Raw genomic sequence first — 15,458 nt, forward strand, 5'->3', positions numbered from 1 at the left:
CTGCGGAGCGTCATCGAGCTCCCGAGGCATTTCATGCGCGGCCGGTTTCTTCCGCGATGAATTCCAGCAGTGCCTGGTCGTATTCGTCGACCTTGCCGTTCAGTCCGATCTGCGAATCGACCCAGTTCTGCTCGCCATCGGTTACCGCAGCGTCGGCTGCCACCTGCTCATCACGGGTGGGGCCGCTGTCGCGCTTGCCGAACACCACGCCAAAGGCATTGGGAGCCGCCACGGCCATTTCGCCCATGAAGCGACCCACGCTTGGCTTGTTGTCGGCAATGAAAGCGTCCAGTTCCAGCTGGCGATCGCGGCTGATCTGGCCCGCGGCACCGGCAAAGCCCATCATGTAATTGCCCACGCCCTGCACGAACAGACGTTTAAAATCAGGAGCGTTGGCTGCGTGTTCGGAGGCATCCTTGATACGGAACAGCATTTCGGCCTCGCGGCGGCTGACCGCAGCGGGACGATCGCTTGCGACACCGAAGATGACCCGGCGGGTGAGTTTGCATTCGGCCTCGGTCACATGCGTATCCGACAATTCGCCGCCATCGCGGGTGGGGCCTGTACCGGTCAGCACTTCGGTTTCGATGACTTCGAGAACGTAGTCCTTGAGCACAGACGGGACATTGTGTGCCTTTTCGATGATGCGGGTGAGCAGTTCGAGCTCGGTCATCGAGCAGACCTTGCCATCCGCCTTGACCTGGCCGACCAGCCAGTGAGCCTCTTCCTCGCTTGCATAACCGCGCGGTTCGCTGCCTTCGAGAACGTGCTGCTTGATGGCTTCGACGAAGAAATCGCTCCATTCGCTGCTCGGGTTTTGCGTAGCGTGCTGCGCGGCGAAAATGGCTTCCGCCTCGGCGCGGGTCATCCTGCCATCAGCCCAGCCGGCCTGGCGCATGGCGAGGATTTCGTCAGAACTGATGCCGCCATCAGCGGCGGCATGGCGGGCGATATCGGCGAAATGCATGGTCATGGGTACTCGAAATCCCTCCGTTTGGACTTCGCAATGCCACAACAGCCTTAAATTCGGGTTACCGGCGCCCTAGCGGGAGAGTGCCTGTATGCAGGCAAGCCGGTCCACCGCTGCACCATCCGATGACCGCCGCGCCTCGATCCATGTCGCGACCGGCTGGCCGCCAGCAGCAAGTGGATAAAGGAATATGTCGAGCACGCAGGCCTCGCCCGCAAATTGCATCTTGCGCATGTCGCCTTCCGCCACATCGAGGCGCGGCGCGCCGAAACGACGTTGCAGCGCGCCCGCATCTTCGCGGATGATCCCGGCAAGTCCGGGGCCTTCCATGATCGTTGGTGCACGGTAGCCCGCCACCGGCGCTGGCGCAGGCGGGCCGGGCCGCGTCGGCGGAATTTGCGTGGTTTCGGGTGGACGCTGCGGCGGCGGGGGCACCTGCGTCGCGGATACACAAGCCGACAGCAGTCCGGCGGCGAAAAGAGGGAATATCAGACGCATATCAGGCGGGAGAAACCTTGCGATTGGAACGATGAACAAGATGTGTCGCACTCGCCGCGCCGAGCACGGGAGCGAGGAAATTGACGAAGGGGACCAGCAGCAGCGCGGCGATCACACCGCCGAGCATGAAGCGCTGCCGCCTGCCGATCGGTGCGTCCTGCGCTTCATCCTGACGATGTCGCAGCCAGACCATGTCCTGCAATTCGCGGCCCAGCAGCAATGCGTTGACGAGCCAAAACACTGCGAGCGTGCCTACGCCGGTGAACAGCAGCACAATGGCTATCGGTGCGGCGAGCAGGTTGAACAGTAGCGCGCGTCCGGTGGACCGTGCGGCATTGCCGAACTGTTCGCCAAGCCCCAGTTGTCGCGCCATGCCAGCCTCGCCCGGGTAATGCCGCCGCTCGACAGCCTCGACCACTTCGTCCGCGAAGAATTGCACCACGGCCATGGCGACGATTCGCCACACGAGCCATACGCCGATTACCGCCAGCACCAGCGAAATTGCCTCACGCACCGTACCGGCGCCGGTGAAGCTCGTGTCGTCCAGTCCGCCCGAAGCGAGCGCCCAGTCGAGTGCATACCAGCCGGCAGTTGTCACGATGACGAAGACCGCCAGCGTTGCCGCGACGCTCTTCAGCAAGATGCGCAGCACCGCGCCATCGAACAATTGCCCGAAGCCAAGTGCCAGAGATGTCGGAACCGATGCCATCACGGCTTGCGATTGCGCGGCCCTTCCGCCAAGTCAACGCCAACGCGGCGAAACACGCCAAAAACACTTCAGGAGAATTCATGACTGCCCCCCGTTACGACGTAATCGCCATCGGCAATGCCGTGGTCGATGTGATCGCTTCCTGCGACGATGAGCTGATCGAGGAACTCGGCCTCAATCGCGGCGGCATGACTTTGATCGATGCAGATGGCGCGACCTCTCTCTATGCCGCCATGGGGCAGGCGCGCGAGGTTTCGGGCGGCTCGGCAGCCAATACGCTGGCGGGTGCATCGCTGCTTGGCTTGCAATGTGCGTTCGTCGGGCAGGTCTGCGATGATCAGCTGGGCGAGGTCTTTACGCATGATATGCGCGCCACGGGCATCGATTTCGACACCGCTCCGCTGAAGGGTGATCCGCCTACAGGTCGCTGCCTGATCTTCGTAACGCCCGATGGCGAGCGCACGATGAATACTTTCCTCGGCGCAGGCCAATTCCTGCCCGCTTCGGCACTTGATGAAGAACTGATCGCAAGTGGCGCGATATTATATCTCGAAGGTTATCTTTGGGACCCTGAAGAACCGCGCAAGGCCATGCGCCGCGCCATCGAAGTGGCCCGCAATGCAGGTCGCAAAATTGCCTTCACCGCCAGCGAAAGTTTCGTGATTGATCGTCACGGTGGCGATTTCCGCGCCATGATCGAGGACGGTGTGATCGACATATTGTTTGTCAACGAAAGCGAACTTGCCACGCTGACGGGCGAAGACGATTTCGACACCGGCCTCGCGGCGATCGCAGGCAAGGTTCCTGTTCTCGTGGCGACCCGCAGCGAAAAAGGCGCTGTGGCGATTGCCAATGGCGAACGTGCGGAAGTGGCAGCCGAACCCATCGGCAAGGTCGTGGACACAACCGGCGCGGGCGACCAGTTCGCTGCGGGCTTCCTGTCGGGCCATGCCAAGGGGGAATCGCTCGACAAATGCCTGAAGCGCGGCGCTATCGCGGCGGCTGAAGTCATCAGCCACTACGGCCCGCGTCCCGAAGTCGACATGAAGGCACTTATGGCCGAGAAGCTGGGCGGCTAGCTTTCCAGCCTGCCGCGATTTCGTCTTGCTGCAGGTTCCGATTCAGGCAGGCATTACGGCAGCGCGCTTGGGCCTCTTGCCTGCTTCCCAACCTAACCATCCGGCTGCGGCGCCCGCGAACAAACCGGCGACGAGTGTCATTTCTCGCGGAATCGTAGCGTAGGCATCGAACAAGGAGCCGAGCATGTCGCTCGACGGGGCAAACCACATGGCCAGCGACTGGGCGGCGATGAACCCAATCGCGACCAGCCATGGCGCGCCATTCCTGCGGTCCATCAGGTAAAGCACGAACGCAAGGGTCATAGCCATGGCATTGCTGATGATGATTGTGTCGATGAGCCCGTGAAATCCTTCACTCCCGATCACGTTCATCCAGGGAAAATTACCACCTATCACGCGGCTGAATGGCGATTCGAACAAAATCAACGGCGTCGCCAGCATATAGCCGGCGTGGAGCTTCACGTTCCGGCGGTTCTTCAACGCGAGATAGAACAGGGTAATATACGCGCCGATCGCCACGATCATGCCGATCCCGAAGGATGGGCCGTTGTACATGATGAAATCGCTTTCGCGCGCCGCATAGCTCTTGGCGCTGACATTGATGATCATGACAAAGCCAACGATAAGGAACGGGAAGAGCGCAAAGCTCGCCTTGCCCATCTGCCGATGCAGCGCGTTCGCGCGCCGTTGGATGACGAGATGCTGCCCCAGCAACAGTGCCAGCCACGCCATCGCGGAAACCGCATGGACATGAAAGGCAACGGGTATACTTTCCGAAACCGCGAAATAGCTCGCCCAGAATCCAGCGATAATTACGGCGAGCACGAAGCCGATGAAATAGTGCGCGTGACGATACGGCATCAAGATTCCCCCTCTTGATGCGACCCTCGCGGCGATCTACCACAGCACGCGTGGCAAGCAAACCGACCTAATTGAGGGGCCACTCGTGGTTGGCTTGGCAAGCCGAGACCCAAACCGGCAACAACTAGCCCCGCTCGATCTCCCGCCAGCCGATATCGCGGCGGCAGAACCCGCTCGGGAAATCGACTGCATCGACCGCCGCATAGGCGGCGTCGCGCGCGGCTTTCGTGTCCGCGCCTGCTGCGGTGACGTTGAGCACGCGTCCGCCATTGGCGACCAGCGTGCCGTCCGCTTGCAACTTCGTGCCTGCGTGGAAGACCTTCACGCCGCTGCCTTCCGCAACGCCCGAAAGATCAATCACGCCGCCCTTTTCGGGAGTACCGGGATAGCCCTTCGCGGCCATCACCACGGTCATCGCGGTGGCATCGTCAAAGAGCGGTGCCGCCAGCTCGCCCAGAGTGCCATTGGCGCAGGCGAGCATGTAATCGGCCAGATCGCTTTCCAGCCGCATCATCAGCACCTGGCATTCGGGATCGCCGAACCGGGCGTTGTATTCGACCAGTTTTGGGCCTTCGTCCGTCAGCATCAGCCCGGCATAGAGCACGCCGCGATAGGGCATGCCTTCATCCTTCATCTGCCGCACGGTGGGGAATACAATCCGCTCCATCGCCTCGGCCAGCAATTCGTCTGACAGCACGCGGGCCGGGCTATAGGCACCCATGCCGCCGGTATTGGGTCCGGTATCACCTTCGCCAACGCGCTTGTGATCCTGCGCCGTGCCGAACGGGATGACATTGGTCCCATCGGTGAGTGCGAAGAGGCTGACCTCCTCACCGTACATGAATTCCTCGATCACGACTTCGGCACCCGCTGCTCCGAATGCGCCGCCGAACATGTCTTCCAGCGCCTCTTTCGCGTGATCCTCATTGTCGGCGATCACGACGCCCTTGCCTGCTGCCAGACCATCGGCCTTGAGCACGAAGGGCGGGGCGAAAGTCGAAAGCGCCTTCATCGCCTCGTCAGGCGAGGTGCAGCGCACGTAGCCCGCGGTGGGTATGCCCGCACGGTCGCATAGCGCCTTGGTGAAACCCTTGCTGCCTTCGAGCTGCGCCGCCTGGGCAGAGGGGCCGAATACCGCCACGCCCGCTTGGCGCAGACTGTCTGCCAGACCGTCCACCAGCGGCGCTTCTGGGCCAATCACCACCAGTCCGATATCGTGTGTCTTGCAGAAAGCGATGACATCGTCGTGCCTGGCCGCATCGACGCTCACGATGCGCGCGACGTCCTCCATTCCCGGATTGCCGGGGGATACGTAGAGCGTTCCGCCCTCGCTTTCGATCGCCCTGGATTGCGCCAGCTTCCAGCACAGGGCATGTTCGCGCCCGCCCGACCCCAGAACCAGGATATTCATGGCCAAAGACTCATCAGGCAATTCCCCCTTGGGTGACGACAGTGAAAACGGGCTGGTGTCCTCATCGCGCGACGGCGACAATTCCGCTCCGCTCTCCATTACCGAGATTTCGCAGGCTCTCAAGCGCACCGTGGAAGACCGCTTCGGCTTCGTCCGGCTGCGCGGAGAGCTTTCGGGCGTGAAGCGCGCCGCATCAGGCCATCTCTACATGAGCCTGAAAGACGAGAAATCGGTGCTCGATGCGGTGATGTGGCGCGGACAGGCGGGGCGTTTGCCATTCCAGCCCGAAGACGGGGTGGAAGTGGTCGCGAGCGGCAAGCTGACGACCTATCCGGGACGCTCGAAATACCAGATCGTCGTCGAACGCATGGAAATCGCGGGCGAGGGGGCACTGCTCGCGCTGCTGGAGAAAAACCGCAAGAGGTTCGAGGCGGAAGGCCTGTTCGGCAATATCCGCCGCCTGCCATTTGCGCCAAAGGTAATTGGCGTCGTGACCTCACCCACCGGCGCGGTGATCCGCGACATCCTCCACCGGCTGGAGGATCGCTTTCCCACCCATGTGCTGGTGTGGCCGGTATTGGTCCAGGGGCAGGGCGCGGCCGAGCAGGTGGCGGCTGCCGTGCGCGGCTTTGGCGGCATTGAGGCGGGCGGCGCGGTGCCGCGGCCCGACCTGCTGATCGTGGCGCGCGGTGGCGGCTCGATCGAGGATCTGTGGGGCTTCAACGAGGAAGTCGTGGTCCGCGCCGTGGCCGAATCGCCGATCCCCGTGATCAGCGCCGTGGGTCACGAGACCGATACGACGCTGTGCGATTTCGCCGCCGACAAGCGCGCGCCCACGCCCACCGCCGCTGCCGAAATGGCAGTGCCGGTGCGGCGTGAATTGGCAGCCACACTGGAAGACATGGCGCTGCGCCAGCGCAAGGTGGTCATGCGTCCGGTCGATCTCGGGCGCGAACGGCTGGAGGCGCGCGTCGGGCGGCTTCCGGGTGCCGAGCAATTGTTGCAGCCGCACACACAGCGGCTCGACGATCTGGGCGGCAGGTTGCGGCAAGGCCTTGTCGACCGTGCCGCGAAGGGCCGTGAGCGGCTGGCCGACTTGCGCCTCTCGCCCGCCATCCTGCGCGGCACTCTGCGGGACGCGAAGCAGCGTCTTGGCGCGGCGCGGCTCGAACCCGCGCTGATCACGCGGCCCATTGCAGAACAGCGCGGGCGACTGGAGGCGTTATGGCGACTGACCGAGCAATTGCATCCCGAAAAGCCTCTGTCGCGCGGCTATGCCATGGTGCTCGACCCGCAAGGCAAGGCGGTGACGAGTGCGGCATCTGCGGGCCAGCAGCCGCTGCTCAACATCAAGTTTGCCGATGGCGCGATCACCGCGACCCCCGGTGACACCCTGCGAAAGCCGCGCAAGAAGGCCAAGGCGTTGCCCGAAAGCGGCCAGCCCAAGCTACTTTAGCAGCGAAATTGCTTTGAGCGGCTCGATCACCTAAATAGGCACCATGCTGATGAATTCCTCAGAAAATGCCGCCACGCTCATGTACGGCCCCAATGGCTTCCGCGTGATCAAGCCGGGCCATTTCGTCAATTGTGCGGTAAGCGGCGTGCCGATCTCGCTTGAAGAGCTGCGCTATTGGAGCGTTGACCTGCAAGAGGCCTACGCCACCGCCGATCTCGCCACCAAGCGCGCGCTCGAAGACCAGTGATCGCCATGCGACTGATCCCGTTCGCGGGGCTGGCCACGTTACTGGCCGGTTGCGCCGTTGTTCCTCCCGCCGGTAATACACCCGAGCAGGCCGAGGCCGCACCTTCCGAAACCGTGCAGCCGATTGCGGCTGAACCGAGGCCTGCGCCTTCGCCGGCTCCCGCCCCGACCCCGAGTGGCCCGACGACTTTTGTTTTCGATGGCGAACTGACACAAGGCGGCTGGATTCGTGGGCAAGCGCCTGCCGGAACAGTCTCCGCGCGGCTCGGCGATCAGGCGGTCGAACTCGACAGTGATGGCCGATTCTTCGCCGCGTTCGACCGCGATGCTGGGACGACGGCAGAGCTTGTCGCCACGCTCGAGAATGGCCGCGAAGTGCGCAGCCCCGTCGCCGTTTCGCCGCGCAACTGGGATATCGAGCGGGTCGATATTGCCTTGCGCCCCAGCGGCAGCAGTGCAGCCTTCATGCGCCGCCGCCAGCCCGAACTCGATGCGATCTGGGACGCACGCACGGCCAATTCGCCGACGACCGGATGGAAGGACGACTTCGTCTGGCCGGTCACAGGCCGCATTTCTGGCCGGTTCGGCTCACAACGCATCTATCGCGGCGAACCGGGGAGCTACCATTCGGGCCTCGATATTGCCCAGCCGACGGGCACGCCTTTCGTCGCACCCGCATCGGGCATTGTGACGCTCGCCACCGATTCGCCATTCAGTATCGAAGGCTATTTGCTGATTATCGACCACGGTCAGGGCCTCAACAGCGCCTTCCTGCATTTGTCGCGGATCGATGTGCGAGAAGGAGACAGGGTCGAGCGCGGACAGACGCTGGGGGCTATCGGATCATCGGGCCGCGCCACCGGGCCGCATCTGCACTGGAGCATCAAGTGGCATCTTGCCCGGCTCGATCCGCTGCTGTTCGTCGGTCCGATGCCGTGACGGCGCGCGTGACGTTTCTGGCCGCATGGCCGTGCCAAGCACTTACCTGAAAACGCGAAAAAGGCGCCTGATCGCCGCAATTCTGCTGGCCGTGGCGCTCGCTCCGGGCACCCTTGTCCGCACCGATATTCCCGACCGCCACGTGCTATCGCTCGGCATGGCAGAGCTGACGGAGCTTCCCGAAAGCGAGCGATATGGAGGCTTCACCCGCGAAGGCGTGTGGGAGCTGGCCAGTCCGAACCTGGATTTCGGCGGCTACTCGGCGCTGCTCGTCCTCGACAACGGCGAGAGACTGCGCGCCTTTTCCGACCGCGGGACCAGCCTGACTTTTGCCCGCCCCGAATCACCCGGCGAGTTTGAATCGAGTTTCGCCCATGTCTGGAATCGCGGCAGGCTCAGCAGGACAGTGCCCGATATCGAAGCCGCCACGCGCGATGCGGCAACGGGTGATTACTGGCTCGCTTTCGAAAGCGACCATGCTGTGATCCGCTATTCGCGGGCCAGCGAGCTGGAAGCGCTGCGCGAGCCGCCCGAATGGCGCGACTGGCGGGTCAATGCGGGCGCGGAAGCGATGGCGCGGCTACCCGACGGGCGCTTCATCGTGCTTCCCGAAGATGGCCTGACCGGCCTGCTCTATCCCGGCGACCCGACTCGCGATGCAGAGCCGATCCGCTTTCACGTTGCCTTGCCAGGCGGGTTGGTACCAACCGACATGGCGGCCTTGCCCGATGGCCGCGTAATGGTGCTGATGCGCCGTGTTTCGTGGGGCTGGCCGCCCTTTACCGCCGCGCTGGGCATCGCCGATCCCAATGGTTTGCAAGATGGCGATCTGCTGGAAGTCGCCCAGCTGCTCGATCTCGACCGGCTCCTGCCGCCCGAGAACTACGAGGGGCTGGCGGTGCAGCAGCAGGCCAATGGCAGCCATGTGCTGTGGATCATTGCTGACGACAACCTTGCCTCTTTCCAGCGGACGCTGTTGGCGAAGCTCGTGTGGGACGGGCATCTGCCGCAAGCACAAGAAAAAGCGCGCGAGGGAATCCCCCGCGCGCCTCGAATTCCTTAGCTGACGCTACGAAAGAGTCAGGCTTCGGCGTCGGCTTTCTTCAGCTCACGCTTTACCTTGAGCGCGCGTGCGGACAGCTTGTCGTCGCGGGTCTTGAGCAACCAGTTGTCGAGACCGCCATTGTGTTCGACCGAACGCAGGCCCTGCGTCGAAACGCGGAACTTGTAGCTGCGGTCGAGCTTTTCGCTCAGCAGCGTGACGTTCTGCAGGTTGGGCAGGAACACCCGCTTGGTCTTGTTGTTGGCATGGCTGACATTGTTGCCGACCTGGCGGCCCTTGCCTGTAAGTTCGCAGATGCGCGACATGGCGAAATCTCTCGTTCGAAACGGTTAGGTTGGATCAGCTTGTAGCTGGGAAAGGCGGGCGCATACAGGGGGGGTGGAGATTCGTCAAGCGAACAGCTAGCTCCACGCCATGAGCAAATGGCCCCTTTCTGAACCGATGCGCCGCGCGCTGGCGCTCGCCGCGGAGGCTGCAACAGTGGGCGAAGTGCCCGTGGGGGCAGTTGTGGTCAAGGATGGAGCAGTGGTGGGCGAGGGATACAACCTCACCCGTGCCGAACACGATCCAACCGCCCACGCCGAGATCGTGGCGATTCGCCGTGCGGCAGAGGCGCTGGGGGACGAACGACTGATCGGCTGCGACCTCTACGTCACGCTGGAGCCATGCGCCATGTGCGCCGGTGCGATCAGCCACGCCCGAATCGCGCGGCTTTATTATGGCGCGAGCGATCCCAAGGGCGGCGCGGTCGAGCATGGCGCGCGGGTGTTTGATCAGGCGCAATGTCTGCACCGGCCGGAGGTGTATGATGGCTTGGGCGAAAACGAAGCAGCTGAGGTGTTGCGATCGTTTTTTGCTGAGCGGCGGCAAGGGACGTAAACCTTGCGGCAGCTCTAGTTGGATTTTTATAATCAGGAGCTGCGCCAATCATGACCCGTAAAGACCAAGAAATCGAACTGCCACCGCAAGTGATCTTGTGTGAGGACATGATGGCGGCCTGGTTCGAGTCTATGCTCGCGGCGACGGATCAATGTTTCCGGTTCTGGATCGCCCCATTTGCAGGCCCTCTCGACCATGAGCACGAAGCGCCCGATGACCTGGATATTCCCGGACCATTGGAGCGGCACCACGAGCATAATCTCTTCGCTTGATGCGAAACCTTATATTCCCCGCCAGATCCGTACTTCCTCGTCGTCATCCGGACCAAACCGCCGCGCGTCGCAGGCGGTGGGCATGAAGTCCGCGCCGTAGCAGAGGCGCATTTCGCGTAGCCAGCCGCGTTCGTTTACAACCAGACCGACATCTTCGGCGTCCCAATAAGGATTGGCCTCGGCAAAGGTCTCGCGCACATCGCCTGCGGTCAGGCCGCGGCGGCGTGAGAGGCGGTCGAAATCGGGCCAGCGCAGGCTGCGCCACAGGATATCGGTGATGCGCAGGTACACACCGGCGTCACTGGTCATGCAAGCGCCGTGCTTGGCCCATTGGCGGGTAACCAGCCGCGTGTCGGGCGACATGCACATGGCCCCCCGCACCTCTGCCTGCGTCGGGCGGTCGCGCGCGGGGCACCACTGCGGATAGCGTCCGTTCGGCCCCTCCGGCCACAATCCGTGAACGATGAAGGCAAAGCGTCCGCTGTTGCCCGAGCATTGTCGCGCGTGGCGCGGTTCGTCATCGCGGAAGCGGCAGAATTCAGGGCTCCAGCTGAGCGCGAGTGTATAGCCGGTGACGCGCGTCTGGCGCATGGGTCCGTCGCGCTCGATATTTGGCAGGCTGATCGGGCCTTGCGGAATGCGGCATTGATAGGCCTGCGCGCTGGCCATGGCTGGAAGCAGGGCTGCTGCGAGCGCAAATCCCAGCGCTGTCGGGCGTATTGGCACGTCCGGTGGCCCCCTATTTCCCGCGCGTGGCGAACCATTCCTTCGCGTCGGTGCGGAACAGGAATGACACCGCGATCGCTTTCAGCACCAGGTTGAGCAGGGCGGTAATGCTGATCGAGCCAATTCCCATCGACAGGCCTGCAGCCATGGTGATGGCCGAGTATAAGACCAGGGCGAGGATGATCCACTTGACGAACCCGAGCCGAAGGCGCGAGGCGAGGAACCACAGCAGGACATTGATTGCAAAAGAAAATGCCAGCGTGATGAGGAGGAAGGCTTCCGCCGGATAGACCACGCCAAGCTCTGCCAGCCGCACGTCGAGCGCAGCGACCTGCGTATCGAAATTCATCAGCGTACTGGCGATGCTGATGAAGATCGACGCGAGGTAGAACAGGTCGAACTTGCGAATTGAATCGGGCCGCATGGCTCATTTCCTCATTGCCGGACGCAATGCAGATGACAGAACGCTAGAGCGGGGTAAAGTCGAGGCCGATATCGGCGGCAGGCGCGCTTTGCGTGAGGCGGCCTACCGACACGTAATCCACCCCGGTTGCGGCCTTTGCCTTGATGGTATCAAGATTGATGCCGCCGCTGGCTTCGGTCGGCACGCGCCCGGCGACCAGCGCCACGGCCTCTCGCAGGGTGGTGGGCTCCATATTGTCGAGCAGCAGGCGGGTCGCCCCGGCCGCCAGCGCAGGTTCGATCTGGTCGATCCGGTCAACTTCGCAGATAATGTCCTTCACCCCCGCATCGCGCGCGCGGCGCACCGCTTCGCCGACATTGCCCGCGACGAGGATGTGGTTGTCCTTGATCATCGCTGCATCCCACAAGCCCATGCGGTGGTTACTACCACCGCCCATGCGCACGGCGTATTTCTCCAGGTGGCGAAGGCCGGGAATGGTCTTTCGCGTATCGAGCAGGGTGCAATCTGGGTTGTCCATCCGGTCGACATATTGCCGAACCATGGTGGCGATGCCCGAGAGGTGCTGGACGGTATTGAGCGCGCTGCGTTCAGCGGTCAGCATGGCGCGGGCATTGCCCGACAGCCGCATCAGGTCCGTACCCGGAGCGACTTGGACGCCTTCTTCCACCAGCAGTTCGATCTCCATTGCGGGGTCGAGTTGGCGGAAAAACGCCTCTGCAATCGGCAGACCCGCCACGGTGATCGGATCGCGGCTGTCCATCACACCCGAAAACCGCGCATCGGCAGGGATCACGCTTTCTGCGGTAACATCACGCCCGCCGCCCGGCAGGCCTTCGCCAAGGTCTTCTGCAAGCGTTTCGCGCACGAATTGGGTGAAGTTGAAGCCGGTGAGGGAAAAGCTGGTCATGCGGCGCTTGTGGCCTTTCTTTTGTCTGGCCTCAAGCGCCGGCGTTCGCATCCGCTCGCTTGGCTCGCCCTAACTGGCGACGCGCGGTCGCGCGCTGTCGTAGCCTTCCAGGCGCCGATACCTTGGCCAGAAAGCAGTGTTCAGCAAAAACGGTCGCGAAGCGACCGCAAGGCCGACTGGCCGCCCGCAGCGGGCGCAGCTTGCCTGCGCGTATAGCGAGGACGAAGGCGCGGATGCGCCTTCGTAATCAAATCTAATGCACGAAGCGCGCGACCACATCGCGGTAGCTGCGAGACACCTTCACCTCGGCACCCGAATCGAGCACCAGGAAGCATTCGCCGTTGGTGTGCGGCTTAACCTGGCGGACCTGATCGAGATTGACGATGGTCGAGCGGTGGACGCGCTGGAAGTTTTTCGGATCGAGCCGACGCTCCAGATCCTTCATCGTCTCGCGCAGGATCAGCGAATTGTCGCCGGTGTAGATGCACATGTAGTCGCCAGCGGCTTCGATATGCTCGATCGAATCGACATCGACGCGGAAGATCTGGCCGCGATCCTTCACATTGATCATCTTTTCATAGCGGCTGGCGGCTTCGCCTTCTCCGCCCATGTCCTCCAGGCTTTCAGGGCTGACCTCGGCCAGCACATCCTTGAGCTTGCCGGCCTCTTCGGAAGAGCGCTTTTCGGCGAGGCGCTGGCGCACGCGTTCTATGGTGTCGGCCAGCTTGTCCTCGTCCACGGGCTTCATCAGGTAATTCACCGCATTGGCTTCGAACGCGCGGATCGCGTGTTCCTGGTAGGCTGTAACGAAGACAAACAGCGGCGGATCGATCTCCATCACGCCCTTCACTACGGAAAACCCGTCAAAACCGGGCATCTGGATGTCGAGGAAGACAAGATCGGGCTTCAGTGTCTTGATTGCGCGGATTGCCTCGCGGCCATTGGCGCAGGTTTCGACCACCTCGATGTCTTCGTGCGGCTCAAGGCGCAGTTGCAAGCCCTGAATGGCCAGTTTTTCGTCGTCGACGAGTATCGTGCGAATAGTCATGCGGGGGCTCCGGTTTGGGGGGTTCGGAAAACGGCCTCCTCCTCACCTTCAACGGGCGAGGGGCGGGGAAGTTTCTGGGTGGCGGCGGCGGGTTCTTCTTTTTCCGCCGTTTCGTAGGGAATTTCGATGATTACGGTGAAACCGCCGTCGGGCGGCGTCTGGATCTCGAAACGATGGTCTTCGCTGTAGGCCTGCTTCAAACGTTCGACGATATTGGCAAGGCCGACGCCGGTGGACGAATGGCCGCGCGCCACCGCTTCGGCGGCGTTCTGGTTGCCCTGCAGGCCCGGCCCGGTGTCGTTCACGGTCAGGCGCAGGCGCGAACCGATGACCTTGGCCGAAAGGCTGATGCGCGCGCCTTCTTCCTGCGCCGAAACGCCATATTTGATCGCGTTCTCGACCAATGGCTGAAGCAGGAATGACGGGATCAGGCCCTTTGCCGCGTCGTTATCCACGCGGAATTCGGTGCGCAGCCGCTCTTCGAAACGCATGCGTTCGATTTCGAGATAAAGCTGCAGGGTTTCCACCTCCTGCGCCACCGTGACCTTGCCGCTCGGCTGGGTGATCAGCGTGTGCCGCAGGAAGCTCGACAGCTTGGTCAGCATGGCGTTGGCAGGTGCGGTTTGCTTGAGCAGCACCAGCGTGCTGATCGAATTGAGCGTATTGAACAGGAAATGCGGATTGAGCTGGTAACGCAGCATCGCCAGCTGCGCGCTGGTGGCCTGCGCCTCCAGCCGTTCGAGGCGGTCGGTCTGCTCTTCCACCTGCAGGAAGAAATTGATCGCGTAATACAGCGCCGACCACGCGCCGAGCAGCGCCAGGTCGATATAGAATACGCCCAGCATCAGCTGCGCGAAGCCCGCTTCGCTGCCGCCCTGATAGACATCGATCGTCCAGGCGTTGACGAAAGCCGATATGCCTACCGCCACGGCCAGCACCACTGCGGTTGAACCCCACGTTACCAGCGGGCTGCGATTGATCAGATTGTGATAGATGACCGACAGCACCGTGCTGATCGAGAACCCGGTGATGGCCGCAATCAGGACGACAACGAGGAAGTCGAGGCCGCGTTCATTGGCGAGCGACGTTGCCGCGCGCAGGATAAGTGCGCCGCCCCAGCCAAGCAGCTGCAGGCGCCAGAAAGCGCGGTTCTTGTCCTGGAAGAACGGAGTCGGTTGAAACGGCAGCACAGCCATGCCGCTCTTTCTAGCCGAATTTGTCGTTCGCGTCAGACGCATTTGCATGAGAAGACCTCCCGGCGCGGGCGGCCCGGCCTAGGAATCGCGCGCTTCGGCGATGGCTTCGCCGATCTGTTCTGCCCCGACCGCGCCAACCATGATCTTGTTGCCCACAATGAATGCGGGTGTGCCCGACAAGTTCAATGTCTGGCCGAGGAACACGTTGTTCTGCAACTGGCGCTCGAATTCGCCCGCCTCGATCGAGGCGCGCGCGCGGTCGAGATCGACGCCAGCTTGCGTCGCGGCATTTTCGATCGTTTCCACGGTGACGCCGTCCTGCGCGAACATCGCGTTGTGGAACGCCTCGAAGCGGCCCTGGTCAGCAGCGGCAAGCGCCATGCGCGCGGCATCGGCGCTATCGGCGGAGAGGATGGGATATTCGCGAATGACCACCTTGAGATCGGGATTGGCGGCGACCAGCGCGTTCACATCGGCGAGGCTCTGCCGGCAGAAACCGCAGGCGTAATCTGCAAATTCGACGAGAGTGATGCTGCCTTCCGGATTGCCGAATACAGCGCCCGGATAAGGCGTGAGCAATTCTGCGCGCAGCGGAGCGATCTGCTCGGCCATCATGATCGCCTGGTATTCGGTCATCGCTTCGGGAAGCCACTGCGGCTCGGCGATCAGGTCGGCGCGGACCCGGTCCACTCCCCAGCCCGAATAATCCCAGGCGGCCGCTCCGGCAAAGCCCGCGACAAGTGCGATAATCGTAGTGATAATCCAGCGCATTCA

19 protein-coding genes are annotated in these 15,458 nt (G+C 62.6%); 7 read left to right on the forward strand and 12 right to left on the reverse strand.

Going from position 1 to position 15,458, the window contains the following annotated elements; all coding sequences use genetic code 11:
* Positions 1-31 precede the first annotated feature (31 nt).
* From AAC850_RS08435 to AAC850_RS08445, 3 genes are all read right to left on the reverse strand, one after another.
* A complete protein-coding gene (locus AAC850_RS08435; protein ID WP_340588268.1) occupies positions 32-973 on the reverse strand; it encodes a hypothetical protein in 942 nt (313 codons plus the stop codon).
* A gap of 69 nt (positions 974-1,042) precedes the next feature.
* Complete coding sequence (locus AAC850_RS08440; RefSeq protein ID WP_340588269.1) at positions 1,043-1,468, reverse strand: hypothetical protein; 426 nt, start codon at positions 1,466-1,468, stop codon at positions 1,043-1,045.
* Position 1,469: 1 nt separating this feature from the next.
* Positions 1,470-2,177, reverse strand: a complete 708-nt coding sequence (locus AAC850_RS08445; RefSeq protein WP_340588270.1) for an EI24 domain-containing protein — start codon at positions 2,175-2,177, stop codon at positions 1,470-1,472.
* Positions 2,178-2,257: 80 nt separating this feature from the next.
* On the opposite strand from AAC850_RS08445, the gene AAC850_RS08450 reads away from it, so the two are divergent.
* Positions 2,258-3,256, forward strand: coding sequence for an adenosine kinase (locus AAC850_RS08450; protein ID WP_340588271.1), 999 nt, complete (start codon positions 2,258-2,260; stop codon positions 3,254-3,256).
* A gap of 42 nt (positions 3,257-3,298) precedes the next feature.
* Here AAC850_RS08450 and AAC850_RS08455 read toward each other — a convergent pair whose 3' ends face one another.
* Together AAC850_RS08455 and purD are read right to left on the reverse strand one after the other, a co-directional pair.
* Positions 3,299-4,117: a hypothetical protein gene (locus AAC850_RS08455; RefSeq protein WP_340588272.1), complete on the reverse strand. Its 819-nt coding sequence runs from the start codon at positions 4,115-4,117 to the stop codon at positions 3,299-3,301.
* A 124-nt stretch (positions 4,118-4,241) separates the two neighbouring features.
* The gene (gene purD, locus AAC850_RS08460) at positions 4,242-5,528 is read right to left on the reverse strand and encodes a phosphoribosylamine--glycine ligase (protein ID WP_340588273.1); all 1,287 of its coding nucleotides are present in this window, start codon (positions 5,526-5,528) and stop codon (positions 4,242-4,244) included.
* Here purD and xseA point away from each other — a divergent pair.
* Genes xseA through AAC850_RS08480 form a run of 4 tightly spaced genes read left to right on the forward strand, consistent with a single transcriptional unit; the run spans position 5,527 to position 9,232 of the window.
* Positions 5,527-6,984, forward strand: coding sequence for an exodeoxyribonuclease VII large subunit (gene xseA / locus AAC850_RS08465; RefSeq protein ID WP_340588274.1), 1,458 nt, complete (start codon positions 5,527-5,529; stop codon positions 6,982-6,984). The genes purD and xseA overlap by 2 nt on opposite strands.
* A gap of 43 nt (positions 6,985-7,027) precedes the next feature.
* Positions 7,028-7,231 carry a DUF2093 domain-containing protein gene (locus AAC850_RS08470; RefSeq protein WP_340588275.1) on the forward strand — a complete coding sequence of 68 codons (204 nt, stop codon included), beginning with the start codon at positions 7,028-7,030 and terminating at the stop codon, positions 7,229-7,231.
* Positions 7,232-7,236: 5 nt separating this feature from the next.
* Positions 7,237-8,169, forward strand: a complete 933-nt coding sequence (locus AAC850_RS08475) for a M23 family metallopeptidase (RefSeq protein WP_340588276.1) — start codon at positions 7,237-7,239, stop codon at positions 8,167-8,169.
* 25 nt (positions 8,170-8,194) lie between these two features.
* The gene (locus AAC850_RS08480; RefSeq protein ID WP_340588278.1) at positions 8,195-9,232 is read left to right on the forward strand and encodes an esterase-like activity of phytase family protein; all 1,038 of its coding nucleotides are present in this window, start codon (positions 8,195-8,197) and stop codon (positions 9,230-9,232) included.
* Between the two features lie 17 nt (positions 9,233-9,249).
* Here AAC850_RS08480 and rpmB read toward each other — a convergent pair whose 3' ends face one another.
* On the reverse strand, positions 9,250-9,537 hold the full coding sequence (gene rpmB, locus AAC850_RS08485; protein WP_340588279.1) for a 50S ribosomal protein L28: 288 nt from the start codon (positions 9,535-9,537) through the stop codon (positions 9,250-9,252).
* Positions 9,538-9,646: 109 nt separating this feature from the next.
* On the opposite strand from rpmB, the gene tadA reads away from it, so the two are divergent.
* Both tadA and AAC850_RS08495 read left to right on the forward strand, forming a co-directional pair.
* Positions 9,647-10,111 (forward strand): tRNA adenosine(34) deaminase TadA, encoded by a 465-nt coding sequence (gene tadA, locus AAC850_RS08490; RefSeq protein ID WP_340588280.1) that lies wholly within the window; start codon positions 9,647-9,649, stop codon positions 10,109-10,111.
* 50 nt (positions 10,112-10,161) lie between these two features.
* On the forward strand, positions 10,162-10,383 hold the full coding sequence (locus AAC850_RS08495; protein WP_340588281.1) for a hypothetical protein: 222 nt from the start codon (positions 10,162-10,164) through the stop codon (positions 10,381-10,383).
* A gap of 9 nt (positions 10,384-10,392) precedes the next feature.
* Here AAC850_RS08495 and AAC850_RS08500 read toward each other — a convergent pair whose 3' ends face one another.
* The 6 genes from AAC850_RS08500 to AAC850_RS08525 all read right to left on the reverse strand — a co-directional run bounded on the left by AAC850_RS08500 (position 10,393) and on the right by AAC850_RS08525 (position 15,455).
* Positions 10,393-11,109: a ribonuclease T2 family protein gene (locus AAC850_RS08500; protein WP_340588282.1), complete on the reverse strand. Its 717-nt coding sequence runs from the start codon at positions 11,107-11,109 to the stop codon at positions 10,393-10,395.
* Positions 11,110-11,122: 13 nt separating this feature from the next.
* A complete protein-coding gene (locus AAC850_RS08505) occupies positions 11,123-11,533 on the reverse strand; it encodes a hypothetical protein (RefSeq protein WP_340588283.1) in 411 nt (136 codons plus the stop codon).
* 43 nt (positions 11,534-11,576) lie between these two features.
* Complete coding sequence (gene nadC / locus AAC850_RS08510) at positions 11,577-12,440, reverse strand: carboxylating nicotinate-nucleotide diphosphorylase (protein WP_340588284.1); 864 nt, start codon at positions 12,438-12,440, stop codon at positions 11,577-11,579.
* Between the two features lie 253 nt (positions 12,441-12,693).
* On the reverse strand, positions 12,694-13,488 hold the full coding sequence (locus AAC850_RS08515; protein ID WP_340588285.1) for a LytR/AlgR family response regulator transcription factor: 795 nt from the start codon (positions 13,486-13,488) through the stop codon (positions 12,694-12,696).
* Positions 13,485-14,684 carry a sensor histidine kinase gene (locus AAC850_RS08520; protein WP_340588286.1) on the reverse strand — a complete coding sequence of 400 codons (1,200 nt, stop codon included), beginning with the start codon at positions 14,682-14,684 and terminating at the stop codon, positions 13,485-13,487. The genes AAC850_RS08515 and AAC850_RS08520 overlap by 4 nt, the downstream gene beginning before the upstream one ends.
* A gap of 78 nt (positions 14,685-14,762) precedes the next feature.
* The gene (locus tag AAC850_RS08525; protein WP_340588287.1) at positions 14,763-15,455 is read right to left on the reverse strand and encodes a DsbA family protein; all 693 of its coding nucleotides are present in this window, start codon (positions 15,453-15,455) and stop codon (positions 14,763-14,765) included.
* Positions 15,456-15,458: the final 3 nt, after the last annotated feature.

The sequence above is a fragment of the Erythrobacter alti genome (genome assembly GCF_037996805.1).
GTDB classification, from domain to species: domain Bacteria; phylum Pseudomonadota; class Alphaproteobacteria; order Sphingomonadales; family Sphingomonadaceae; genus Alteraurantiacibacter; species Alteraurantiacibacter alti.

Coding starts and splice junctions, on each gene's coding strand:
- AAC850_RS08435 (WP_340588268.1), bottom strand. CDS start 973: ATGACCATGCATTTCGCCGATATCGCCCGCCATGCCGCCGCTGATGGC.
- AAC850_RS08440 (WP_340588269.1), bottom strand. CDS start 1,468: ATGCGTCTGATATTCCCTCTTTTCGCCGCCGGACTGCTGTCGGCTTGT.
- AAC850_RS08445 (WP_340588270.1), bottom strand. CDS start 2,177: ATGGCATCGGTTCCGACATCTCTGGCACTTGGCTTCGGGCAATTGTTC.
- AAC850_RS08450 (WP_340588271.1), top strand. CDS start 2,258: ATGACTGCCCCCCGTTACGACGTAATCGCCATCGGCAATGCCGTGGTC.
- AAC850_RS08455 (WP_340588272.1), bottom strand. CDS start 4,117: ATGCCGTATCGTCACGCGCACTATTTCATCGGCTTCGTGCTCGCCGTA.
- xseA (WP_340588274.1), top strand. CDS start 5,527: ATGGCCAAAGACTCATCAGGCAATTCCCCCTTGGGTGACGACAGTGAA.
- purD (WP_340588273.1), bottom strand. CDS start 5,528: ATGAATATCCTGGTTCTGGGGTCGGGCGGGCGCGAACATGCCCTGTGC.
- AAC850_RS08470 (WP_340588275.1), top strand. CDS start 7,028: ATGCTGATGAATTCCTCAGAAAATGCCGCCACGCTCATGTACGGCCCC.
- AAC850_RS08475 (WP_340588276.1), top strand. CDS start 7,237: ATGCGACTGATCCCGTTCGCGGGGCTGGCCACGTTACTGGCCGGTTGC.
- AAC850_RS08480 (WP_340588278.1), top strand. CDS start 8,195: ATGGCCGTGCCAAGCACTTACCTGAAAACGCGAAAAAGGCGCCTGATC.
- rpmB (WP_340588279.1), bottom strand. CDS start 9,537: ATGTCGCGCATCTGCGAACTTACAGGCAAGGGCCGCCAGGTCGGCAAC.
- tadA (WP_340588280.1), top strand. CDS start 9,647: ATGAGCAAATGGCCCCTTTCTGAACCGATGCGCCGCGCGCTGGCGCTC.
- AAC850_RS08495 (WP_340588281.1), top strand. CDS start 10,162: ATGACCCGTAAAGACCAAGAAATCGAACTGCCACCGCAAGTGATCTTG.
- AAC850_RS08505 (WP_340588283.1), bottom strand. CDS start 11,533: ATGCGGCCCGATTCAATTCGCAAGTTCGACCTGTTCTACCTCGCGTCG.
- nadC (WP_340588284.1), bottom strand. CDS start 12,440: ATGACCAGCTTTTCCCTCACCGGCTTCAACTTCACCCAATTCGTGCGC.
- AAC850_RS08515 (WP_340588285.1), bottom strand. CDS start 13,488: ATGACTATTCGCACGATACTCGTCGACGACGAAAAACTGGCCATTCAG.
- AAC850_RS08520 (WP_340588286.1), bottom strand. CDS start 14,684: ATGGCTGTGCTGCCGTTTCAACCGACTCCGTTCTTCCAGGACAAGAAC.
- AAC850_RS08525 (WP_340588287.1), bottom strand. CDS start 15,455: ATGCGCTGGATTATCACTACGATTATCGCACTTGTCGCGGGCTTTGCC.